Source organism: Streptomyces sp. NPDC047042, assembly GCF_040644035.1.
Taxonomy (GTDB): Bacteria; Actinomycetota; Actinomycetes; order Streptomycetales; family Streptomycetaceae; genus Streptomyces.
This window is the reverse complement of record NZ_JBEYVP010000008.1, coordinates 293,769-304,483: the sequence shown is the minus strand read 5'-3', so window position 1 is coordinate 304,483 and position 10,715 is coordinate 293,769. Positions and strand designations below refer to the sequence as shown.

8 protein-coding genes are annotated in these 10,715 nt (G+C 69.8%); 2 read left to right on the top strand and 6 right to left on the bottom strand.

The window, feature by feature from the left end:
• Nucleotides 1-146: 146 nt before the first annotated feature.
• Genes ABZ855_RS11955 through pgsA form a run of 4 tightly spaced genes read right to left on the bottom strand, consistent with a single transcriptional unit; the run spans nt 147 to nt 3,608 of the window.
• Complete coding sequence (locus ABZ855_RS11955; RefSeq protein ID WP_360804875.1) at nt 147-692, bottom strand: hypothetical protein; 546 nt, start codon at nt 690-692, stop codon at nt 147-149.
• Between the two features lie 59 nt (nt 693-751).
• On the bottom strand, nt 752-1,918 hold the full coding sequence (locus tag ABZ855_RS11950; protein WP_360804872.1) for a glycosyltransferase family 4 protein: 1,167 nt from the start codon (nt 1,916-1,918) through the stop codon (nt 752-754).
• A complete protein-coding gene (locus ABZ855_RS11945) occupies nt 1,915-2,880 on the bottom strand; it encodes a phosphatidylinositol mannoside acyltransferase (protein ID WP_360804869.1) in 966 nt (321 codons plus the stop codon). The genes ABZ855_RS11950 and ABZ855_RS11945 overlap by 4 nt, the downstream gene beginning before the upstream one ends.
• A complete protein-coding gene (gene pgsA, locus ABZ855_RS11940) occupies nt 2,877-3,608 on the bottom strand; it encodes a phosphatidylinositol phosphate synthase (RefSeq protein WP_360804919.1) in 732 nt (243 codons plus the stop codon). The genes ABZ855_RS11945 and pgsA overlap by 4 nt, the downstream gene beginning before the upstream one ends.
• Nucleotides 3,609-3,887: 279 nt before the next feature.
• Here pgsA and ABZ855_RS11935 point away from each other — a divergent pair, with 279 nt between their 5' ends.
• The gene (locus ABZ855_RS11935) at nt 3,888-6,086 is read left to right on the top strand and encodes an elongation factor G-like protein EF-G2 (protein ID WP_360804866.1); all 2,199 of its coding nucleotides are present in this window, start codon (nt 3,888-3,890) and stop codon (nt 6,084-6,086) included.
• A 218-nt stretch (nt 6,087-6,304) separates the two neighbouring features.
• On the top strand, nt 6,305-7,972 hold the full coding sequence (locus tag ABZ855_RS11930) for a hypothetical protein (protein ID WP_360804863.1): 1,668 nt from the start codon (nt 6,305-6,307) through the stop codon (nt 7,970-7,972).
• 36 nt (nt 7,973-8,008) lie between these two features.
• Here the strand turns inward: ABZ855_RS11930 and ABZ855_RS11925 are convergent, their stop codons facing one another.
• Complete coding sequence (locus ABZ855_RS11925; RefSeq protein ID WP_360804860.1) at nt 8,009-8,581, bottom strand: HIT domain-containing protein; 573 nt, start codon at nt 8,579-8,581, stop codon at nt 8,009-8,011.
• A 96-nt stretch (nt 8,582-8,677) separates the two neighbouring features.
• Nucleotides 8,678-10,654, bottom strand: a complete 1,977-nt coding sequence (thrS, locus tag ABZ855_RS11920) for a threonine--tRNA ligase (protein ID WP_360804857.1) — start codon at nt 10,652-10,654, stop codon at nt 8,678-8,680.
• Nucleotides 10,655-10,715: the final 61 nt, after the last annotated feature.

Sequence of the window (10,715 nt, the reverse complement as noted above, 5' to 3'; positions counted from 1 at the left end):
GCGCGCCCTGGCCGCCAAGGGCCCCGTACTCGTCGTCGCCGACGACCTCCAGTGGCTGGACACCGCGAGCACCGAACTCCTCGGTTTCGCCGCCCCCCCGAGAAGGATGGGACGGGTAGGGGCGGCGGGGGCGAAGAAAACCCGTTCTACGCCGGTGTGCGCTCCGCCAGGGCCGTCGGGGGTTCGTCGTCCATTTCGAAGGCCAGGGGGAACGGCGCGTGCCCCGCCAGCCGGAACCACCGCACCTTGCGATGCCGCCGCAACGCCCGAGCCGCCCGCACCGCATCGTTGTGGAACCGCCGAGCCATCGGCACCCGACGCACCGCCTCGGTCAGCTCCCCCGCCGCTGCCTCCCCACCGGGAGCCTCCCGCACCGCCTCGACCTGCCCCGCCTCCGCGAAGACGGCCCGAAGCGCCTGGCTCAGCTCGCTCTCGGCGACCTCACGCTGCTCCTCCTCGGCCTGCCGCGCCGCGTGCGCCGCCTCGTACAGCACGATCGAGGCCGCCGGATCGAGGACGCCCGACGTCGCCAGCTCCTGCGCGACGGACGCCCTGCGCAGCAGCTGCGCGTCGAGGCCCGCGCGCGTGGCGTCGATGCGGGCGTGCAGACGGTCGAGCCGCCCGGCGGTCCAGCTCAGGTAGAGGCCGATCGCGACGAGCGCGACAAGGATCCAGATGAGGGTTGCGGTCACGGGCGGCAAGGTTACCGTTCACGGCCGCGGCCCCCTCGTGCGCCCGGCTGAGGCCTCGCTCAGTCCCGCGCCAGCCCCAGTCGCGCCCGCAGCCCCGTCGCCGTCCGCTCGTCCGCCGCGACGGCTGTCGTACCGTCCGTCACCGTCTCGTACACGGACAGGATGTCCGCGCCCACCGTCGACCAGTCGAAGCGCCGCACATGGGCGCTGCCCCGTTCCCGCAGCTCTGCGCGGCGGTCCGGGTCGCCCAGGAGCCGTACGGCCGCGTCGGCCAGCGCGTCCGCGTCCTCGTTCGGGAACAGCTCGCCCGCCGCCCCCTGGTCCAGGACCTGGGCGAAGGCGTCCAGGTCCGAGGCCAGTACAGGGGCGCCCGCGGACAGCGCCTCGACCAGGATGATTCCGAAGCTCTCCCCGCCGGTGTTGGGGGCGATGTACACGTCCACGCTGCGCAGCAGGCGGGCCTTGTCCTCGTCGCTGACCATGCCCAGGAACTCGACCCGTGAGCGCAGCTCCGGCGGCAGGCCCTCCAGCGCCTCCTCCTCGTCGCCCTTGCCCGCGACCAGCAGCCTTGTCGAGGGGCGCGCGGCGAGGATCTTCGGGAGCGCCTTCATGAGGACCGGCAGGCCCTTGCGGGGTTCGTTGATGCGGCCGATGAAGCCGATCGTGTCGCCCTGCCACTCGGGCTTCGGCTTGGCCCCGGCGAAGGAGTCGACGTCGACTCCGTTCGGGATGACGACCGCGTCGCCGCCCAGGTGTTCCACCAGCGTCCGCCGGGCGTACTCGCTCACCGCGATCCGGGCGCTGATCTTCTCGAGGGCGGCCTGGAGGATCGAGTACGCGGCCAGCATGGCCCTGGAGCGCGGGTTCGAGGTGTGGAAGGTGGCCACGATCGGGCCCTGGGCCGCCCAGCAGGCCAGCAGACCCAGCGAGGGCGAGGCCGGCTCATGGATGTGGATCACGTCGAACTCGCCCTCGTGCAGCCACCGCCGCACCCGGGCCGCCGACAGGAAGCCGAAGTTCAGCCGGGCCACCGAGCCGTTGTACGGCACCGGGACCGCGCGGCCGGCGGAGACGACGTACGGCGGGAGCGGGGTGTCGTCGTCGGCGGGAGCGAGGACGGAGACGTCGTGGCCCAGGCGGATGAAGTAGTCGGCCAGATCGCGGATGTGGAACTGGACGCCACCCGGCACGTCCCAGGAGTACGGGCAGACGATGCCGATCTTCACGGGGTCCCCTTCTCGGGGTCCGCCGCGACGGCCTGTCCGCTCCCGGTGTTCTTCTCGGGGTCCTTCGCGGGGTCGAGATCCGCGAGCCACAGCCGCTGAAGCATGTGCCAGTCCTCCGGGTGGTCGGCGATTCCCGTGGCGAAGGCATCGGCCAGCACCTGTGTCATGACAGACGTCTTCTCGGCCTTCGTACCTGTCTCGGGTACCTCGATCGGCGGATGAACACGTCCGCGCATGGTCGGCGAGTCGTCGTACCACAGGGTGACGGGGAGCAGGAGCGCGCCCGTCTGCTGGGCCAGCAGGGCCGGACCCGCGGGCATCCGGGCCGCGTCGCCGAAGAACTTGACCTCGACACCGGAGGCGGACAGGTCCCGGTCGGCGACCAGGCAGACCAGGCCGCCGTCCCGCAGCCGCCGCGCCAGGGTGCCGAACGCGCTGCCGCCGCTGTGCGGCAGGACCTCCATGCCCAGGCCCTCGCGATAGGCGACGAAACGGTCGTACAGGGTCTCCGGCTTCAGACGCTCGGCGACCGTCGTGAACCGCGTCTCCAGCTTGGTGGTGACCCAGGCACCGGCCAGGTCCCAGTTGCCCAGGTGCGGAAGCGCGAGGATCACCCCACGCCCCGAGGCCAGACCGTCGGTCAGGTTGTGCAGGCCCTCCGGGTCGAAGCCCGTCCGCACGCGCTCCGGGCTCCACGCCGGGAGACGGAACGACTCCATCCAGTACCGCAGATACGAACGCATGCCCGCACGGGACAGTTCGGCGAGCCGCTCAGGTGTCGCGTCGGGCACCACGCGCGCGTAGTTCGACTCGAGCCGTCGTACGCGCTCTCCGCGCCGCTTCCAGGCGAGGTCGGCGATGGTCTGACCGAGCCGGACGGCGACGGGCTCGGGGAGCCTCTTGACTGCGCTCCAGCCGGCCGCGTAGGCACCGTCCGTCAGTCGCCCCCGCAGGTCGGTCACGAGGCCGCCTCGCTGCTCTGAGCGGTGCCCTGGGAGGCCGCCGCGTCCGCCTCCGCGGACTCCCGGCGGACCGTGACGACGCGCTGGATCAGCGTGACGAGGCTGCCTACGGCGACGATCCACAGGGCGATCGGCAGCAGGTACTGGATGCCCGGGACCCCGAACTTGTGCAGCCCCGCGAGACCGGCCGCGACCAGCGAGATCACCAGGCGCTCGGCACGTTCCACCAGGCCGTTGACAGCGACGGGCAGGCCGATCGACTCGCCGCGCGCCTTGGTGTAGGAGACCACCTGGCCGCTGGTCAGACAGAAGATCGAGACCGCGCACAGGACGTTGTCGTCGCCCCCGCCCGCGTACCAGAGCGCGAACCCGCCGAAGATCGCGCCGTCGGCCACGCGGTCGAGGGTGGAGTCCAGGAAGGCGCCCCAGCGGCTGGAACGGCCCAGCTGGCGCGCCATGTTGCCGTCGACGAGGTCCGAGAACACGAACAGCGTGATGACGATCGTGCCCCAGAAGAGCTCTCCCCTGGGGTAGAAGACCAGCGCGCCCGCGATCACTCCGGCGGTGCCGAGGAGCGTGACCGTGTCGGGGCTGACGCCCCGGCGGATGAGAAACGCGGCGAACGGTGTGAGGACACGCGTGAAGAATGCACGCGCGTACTTGTTCAGCATGGCCTTCCCGAGGGTCGGTTTTGCCGCGCGGCCCCTACTGGCCACCGGCTGGCCCATCGTAGCCACGCGCGCGCATGTGCGACGTTCGGGCACCCGCGCCCCGTGTCACGTCCTGACGGCATCCGGGTCACAACGGGATGTCGGGGCAGCCATCACCGCGCGCGTGACATCCCACGCCTTCCCTTCCCCGTCCGCGCCATCGCGTCCGTCGTATGGACGCACCGTGCCACCAGTGCCAAGCTCGAAAGCACCGCGGGCGTCATCGGTGCCGCCACCGCACGCGGATCCGGAACGTCCGCGCCCACAGTGACCTCACCGTGCACGGGAGGCAGGACCATGGGCGACAAGGCGAACACACACCCCGGAGCCGCCGGCAGAGCTACAGCGGCCGACCACCCCGCGTCCGTACGGAATGTGGTGCTGGTCGGCCACTCCGGATCGGGCAAGACGACCCTGGTGGAGGCTCTCGCGCTGACCGCGGGAGCCGTCAACCGGGCGGGCCGGGTGGAGGACGGCGGCACCGTCTCCGACTACGACGAGATCGAGCACCGGCAGCACCGCTCGGTACAGCTCTCACTGGTACCCGTCGAATGGGGCGGATACAAGATCAATATCCTGGACACTCCCGGATACGCCGACTTTGTCGGGGAACTCAGGGCCGGTCTGCGCGCGGCGGACGCGGCCCTTTTCGTCGTCTCGGCCTCGGACGGGGTGGACGGCTCGACCCGGATGGTGTGGGAGGAGTGCGCGGCGGTCGGCATGCCGCGGGCCATCGTGGTCACGCATCTGGAGTCCGCGCGCGCGGACTTCGACGACATGACACGCACCTGCGCGGAGGTCTTCGGCGCGGACGACCCCGACGCCGTCCTGCCGCTCTATCTGCCGCTGCACGGCACGCCGGGGCCCGACGGGCACGCGCCCGTGACCGGGCTGACCGGACTGCTGTCGCAGAAGCTGTTCGACTACTCCTCCGGGGAGCGCAAGGAGACCGACCCGGCGCCCGAACAGCTCCCGGGCATCCAGGAGGCCCGCAACCGGCTCATCGAGGGGATCATCGCGGAGAGCGAGGACGAGACCCTCATGGACCGCTATCTGAGCGGCGAGGAGATCGACGTCAAGACGTTGATCGACGACCTGGAACGGGCCGTCGCGCGCGGGACCTTCTTCCCTGTGCTCGCCGCCGCTCCGGCCGCCGAGGGCGCCCGGCAGGGCCTCGGTACGGTCGAGCTGCTGGAGCTGGTCACCAGGGGCTTCCCGACCCCGCTGGAGCGCGAGGCGCCCGGGGTCACCACGGTGGACGGCCGCCCGCGTGAGCTGAACCTGTGCGATCCGGACGGCCCGCTGGTCGCGGAGGTCGTGAAGACGGCCAGCGACCCCTACGTGGGCCGGGTCTCGCTCGTCCGCGTCTTCTCCGGCACCCTGCGGCCCGACGAGACGGTCCATGTCTCCGGGCACGGCCTCGCCGACCGCGGCCACGAGGATCACGACGCCGACGAACGGATCGGCGCCCTGTCCACGCCCTTCGGCAAGCAGCAGCGCACGCTCACGCACTGCATCGCGGGCGACCTGGCCTGCGTGGCGAAGCTGAACCGCGCGGAGACCGGCGACACCCTCTCCGCGAAGGACGACCCCCTCCTGATGGAACCCTGGGAGATGCCCGAACCGCTGCTGCCGCTCGCCATCCGGGCGCACAGCAAGGCGGACGAGGACAAGCTCTCGCAGGGCCTCGGCCGGCTCGTCGCCGAGGACCCCACCATGCGGCTCGAACAGAACCCCGACACCCACCAGGTGGTCCTGTGGTGCCTCGGCGAGGCCCACGCGGACGTCGCCCTGGACCGGCTGCGCAACCGGTACGGCGTCCAGGTCGACGTCGTCCCGCACAAGGTCTCCCTGCGGGAGACGTTCGGCGGCCCGTCGGCGGGACGGGGACGCCATGTGAAACAGTCCGGCGGGCACGGGCAGTTCGCGATCTGCGCGATCGAGGTCGAGCCGCTGCCGGGCGGCTCGGGCATCGAGTTCGTGGACAAGGTCGTCGGCGGCGCCGTACCCAGGCAGTTCATCCCGTCCGTGGAGAAGGGCGTCCGGGCCCAGGCCGGCAAGGGAGTCGCCGCCGGCTATCCGCTCATCGACGTACGGGTCACCCTCCTCGACGGCAAGGCGCACTCGGTGGACTCCTCCGACGCCGCGTTCCAGACCGCCGGGGCGCTCGCCCTGCGCGAGGCCGCCGCCGACGCGAAGATCCATCTCCTCGAGCCCGTGGCCGAGGTGACGGTGCTCGTCGGCGACGACTACGTGGGGCCCGTGATGAGCGACCTGTCCGGACGGCGCGGCCGGGTCGTCGGCACCGAGCAGGCGGGCGGCGGGCGGACCCTCGTACGCGCCGAGGTGCCCGAGATCGAGATCGACCGGTACGTCGTCGATCTGCGGTCCCTCTCGCACGGCACCGCCCGCTTCGACCGCAAGTACGCGCGGCACGAGCCGATGCCGCCGCAGGTCGCGGAGAAGGTTCGTGAACAGGCCAAAAACGCCTCGTAGTTGACGGCCGGGACCCGTCAGGCGGCCTCAACGGAACGATCTCCTCCACATCGGCGGACGGCTTGTGCCGTCCGCCACCCAATTGTCGGTGGCTGCGGATACGCTGATCACCTGATCAAGTTGAGACTCGATCAACGTGATGACCTGTTCAACAGGTGTGCGGAGCAAGGAAGTCGGGAAAGCCGCAGAAGCGGGTTCGGCGGCGAGGGGGCGGCACAGTGGCGGACGACGGTTTCGATTTCAGTCCCGGGGCGCAGGTGCCCCTGTCGGGTTCCGCGGGGCAGACGGCGGCGACCTTCGCGCTGGCCTCGGCGGCCTACCGTGAGGACGACGAGGTCACCAAGATCCTGGAAGCCGACAACGAGTGGCACAAGTCGACGGTGAAGGGACCCCGAGGCCCATGGGCCAAGATCTTCCGTCCCAAACTCGGTGAGGCCTTCTCCCGGGCCGTGATCGACCGCATGCTCGGCGCCGGCCGCAAGCCCCTCATCCAGTCGTTCGGCACCGAACCCCAGGTCGTCGTCGAGCACGCCCTCGCGGCCCATCGCATCCGGCGGGACCGCGACAACTGGCTCTCCGCGGTGATGGTGCTGTGCGGAGTGCTCTTCCTCCCCGGGCTCCTGCTGTGGCTGCTGGTCTTCATCGGCCGCGCGAACATCGCCAAACGCGAGGACAAGCGGGCCTCCGCGATCGCGACCACCCTTCTCGTCGCGGTCGGCGCCTTCGCCGTGATCTTCCTGATCAAGATGCCGTTCACCGGCTTCTGGGCCCTGTACGCACGCGCGTGCGTCGTCCTGCCCGTCGTCGGCTGGCTGTGGGCCAAGCAGATCTGCGAGCGCACCGCGAAGGACCTGCGCGAGCGCTGGGACGCCCTGCTCTCCGGCGGTGGCGTCGGCGCCAAGATCCCCGAGGCGGTCCCCGGCAGCCCCGGCGAGACCGCCGCCGAACACCTGCGCAAGGAACTGGCCCGGCTCAGCGCGGAGCAGCAGTCCAACTCCGTCTTCTACGCCGGCCACAAGGGCATACTCGGCATGGGCACCCGGTGGGGCAGCTGGCAGCTCGCCGAGAACCTGGTCCCCCGCGACCCGGCCAAGGAGATCCACCCCTTCCGCAGCTGGGACGTCATACGTTCCATCCACGACCAGCTGCGCATGCTGGAACGCGGCCCGCTCAACACCGGCGGGTTCCCGAAGCCGACCCTGAAGCACTGGATCGTCACACCCGTCGGCGCCGGCGCCACGGAGGTCTCCCGGCCGAGCGGCACGGACGTCGACGCCTACCAGATCAAGAACCACGCCATACAGGACATCTGCAACAAGCAGCAGTTCGGCGACGGCCAGCGGCACTACCTCGGCGTCCAGTGGACGCTGTGGAGCGGGCAGTTGATCATCACCATGCTCATCACGGTGACCGTGCTGCACGAGACGCTGCGCATCGAGCTGACCGGACACGCGCTCGGTCCTGTGCACTCCCTCTTCACCAGCAAGCCCGCGGCCAAGGAGAAGGAGGTGCAGAAGTCGGTGAGGTTCTGGGAGACCCGCAAGGTGAAGCTGCCCCTGGTCGACGCCGACGAGGTCGTACGCCTCGCCGCGCGCGCACCTCTCACCTGGTACCCGCCGCTGCTGAACTGGCTGGGCGGCTCACTGACCCTGCCGGAGCCGTTCGGCCTGCGGCACTCCTGGGCGGATCAGCCCTGGCCGCACCGGTTCATGGCCGACGACGTACTGCGGGCGGCGACGCCGGTGCTGCGGGTCGTGCACGCGGCGGCGATCAAGGTCCTGGACGACAACGGCGTCGACACGGAGAAGTTCGGCACGCGGTCGTCGTTCCTCAGCACGGCGGTACAGGATCCGATGCCGCGCAAGGCCGACGCCTACGACGCGTGAGGCTCCGGGGGCACAGCCCCCGGACCCCGTTGCTTCTCAGGCACCGGAGGAATCAGCAGGCCACGCCTCCGCCAGCATCTTCCTGGTGTCCCCCAGCAGCTGTGGCAGCACCTTCGTGTGGCCCACCACCGGCATGAAGTTCGTGTCGCCGCCCCAGCGCGGGACGATGTGCTGGTGCAGATGGGCCGCGATGCCCGCGCCCGCGACCGTGCCCTGGTTCATCCCGATGTTGAACCCGTGCGCGCCGGACGCCCGGCGCAGCGCCGTCATCGCCTGCTTGGTCAACTCGGCCAGTTCGGCGGTCTCGGAGTCCGTCAGATCCGTGTAGTCGGCGACATGCCGGTACGGCACGACCATCAGATGGCCACCCGTGTACGGGTACAGGTTGAGCACCGCGTAGACCTGCTCGCCGCGCCGGAGAACGAGGCCGTCCTCGTCGGACTTGGCCGGGATCGAGCAGAAGGGACAGCCGTCGTCGGCACCTGGACCGGTCGGCTTGTTCTCGCCCTGGATGTACGCCATCCGGTGCGGCGTCCACAGGCGCTGAAACGCGTCCTGTGTCCCGACTCCGATCTGCTGCTCCGGCTCACTCGTCATGCCATGCAGCATATTGCTTCGCCTGTCGGGGGCGTGTCGCCGGGGCGAGCAGAGGGAAGGGCCCCCGGAAGCCGTGCTTCCCGGAGGCCCTCACCTCACTCTCCGGACTCAGACCTGCGCCCGCTCCTCGACGACCTTCGCGATCTTCGCGAGAGCGTCCGCGAAGGGAATGCCGTTCTCCTGCGAACCGTCCCGGTAGCGGAAGGACACCGTGTCACCGTTCATGTCGTCGTCGCCGACGATGACCATGAACGGCACCTTCTGCTTCTGGGCGTTGCGGATCTTCTTCTGCATACGGTCGGACGACGCGTCCACCTCGACCCGCAGCCCCTGCTTCTTCGCCTCGGCGGCGAACTTCTGCAGGTACTCCACGTGTCCGTCGCCGATCGGGATACCGACCGCCTGAACAGGCGCCAGCCACGCCGGGAACGCGCCCGCGTAGTGCTCGAGGAGCACGGCGAAGAACCGCTCGATGGAGCCGAACAGGGCGCGGTGGATCATCACCGGCCGCTGCTTGGAACCGTCCGGACCCGTGTACTCCAGGTCGAACCGCTCCGGCAGGTTGAAGTCGAGCTGCACGGTCGACATCTGCCAGGTACGCCCGATCGCGTCCTTCGCCTGGACGGAGATCTTCGGCCCGTAGAAAGCAGCGCCACCCGGGTCCGGCACCAGGGGCAGTCCCTGCTTCTCGGCCACCTGGCGCAGCGTCTCGGTGGCTTCCTCCCAGATCTCGTCCGACCCGACGAACTTCTCCGGGTCCTTGGTGGACAGTTCGAGGTAGAAGTCGGTGAGGCCGTAGTCGCGCAGCAGGTTCAGGACGAAGGTAAGCGTCTTGTCGAGCTCCTCCGCCATCTGCTCCTTGGTGCAGTAGATGTGCGCGTCGTCCTGGGTGAAACCCCGCGCGCGCGTGAGGCCGTGCACGACGCCCGACTTCTCGTACCGGTACACGGTTCCGAACTCGAAGAGGCGCAGCGGCAGTTCACGGTAGGAGCGCCCGCGCGCGTCGAAGATCAGGTTGTGCATCGGGCAGTTCATGGGCTTGAGGTAGTAGTCCACGCCCTCGTCGAGCTGCATGGGCGGGTACATGCCGTCGGCGTACCAGTCCAGGTGGCCCGAGGTCTCGAAGAGCTTCCCCTTCGTGGCGTGCGGGGTGTAGACGAACTCGTAGCCCTCCTCCTCGTGCCGGCGGCGCGAGTAGTCCTCCATCACCCGGCGGACGATGCCGCCCTTGGGGTGGAAGACGGCGAGGCCGGAGCCGATCTGGTCCGGGATGGAGAACAGGTCCAGCTCGTTGCCCAGCTTGCGGTGGTCGCGCTTCTCGGCCTCGACGAGGAAGTCGAGGTGCGCCTTCAGCTCTTCCTTGGTGGGCCAGGCGGTGCCGTAGATGCGCTGGAGCATCGGGTTCTTCTCGCTGCCCCGCCAGTAGGCGGCGGCGTTACGCATCAGCTTGAACGCCGGGATGTTCCGGGTGGTCGGCAGGTGCGGACCCCGGCAGAGGTCCTTCCAGCACAGCTCGCCGGTCTTCGCGTCGAGGTTGTCGTAGATGGTCAGCTCGCCGGAGCCGACCTCGACGTCCGCGCCGTCATCCGTGGAGGCGGAGCCCTTGATGCCGATCAGCTCCAGCTTGTACGGCTCCGACGCCAGCTCCTCGCGAGCCGCCTCGTCGGTCACCACACGGCGGGAGAACCGCTGACCGCGCTTCTGGATCTCCTGCATCTTCTTCTCGATGACCTTGAGGTCCTCGGGCGTGAACGGCTTCTCTACGTCGAAGTCGTAGTAGAAACCGTCCTTGACCGGCGGGCCGATGCCGAGCTTGGCCTCGGGGAACAGCTCCTGCACGGCCTGGGCCATGACGTGGGCGGTGGAGTGGCGCAGGATGCCCAGGCCGTCCTCGGAGGAGATCTCGACGGGCTCGACCTCCTCGCCGTCCGCCACGACGTACGCGAGGTCCTTGAGCTCCCCGCCCACGCGCGCGGCGACGATGGAACGTTCGCCGGCGAAGAGGTCGGCGGCCGTAGTCCCCGTCGTCACCACGCGCTCTTCCCGCTCGGAATCGCGATGGATGATCACACGGACGTCTGACACCGGTCTCTCCTGACTGCAGGTGGGTGCGGCGCCATACCGGGAGCGCGCGCAGGTAGGGATC

Excerpts from the sequence above, each read along its gene's own strand:
- pgsA (WP_360804919.1), bottom strand. The coding sequence starts at position 3,608 with ATGGGCCAGCCGGTGGCCAGTAGGGGCCGCGCGGCAAAACCGACCCTC.
- ABZ855_RS11935 (WP_360804866.1), top strand. The coding sequence starts at position 3,888 with ATGGGCGACAAGGCGAACACACACCCCGGAGCCGCCGGCAGAGCTACA.
- ABZ855_RS11925 (WP_360804860.1), bottom strand. The coding sequence starts at position 8,581 with ATGCTGCATGGCATGACGAGTGAGCCGGAGCAGCAGATCGGAGTCGGG.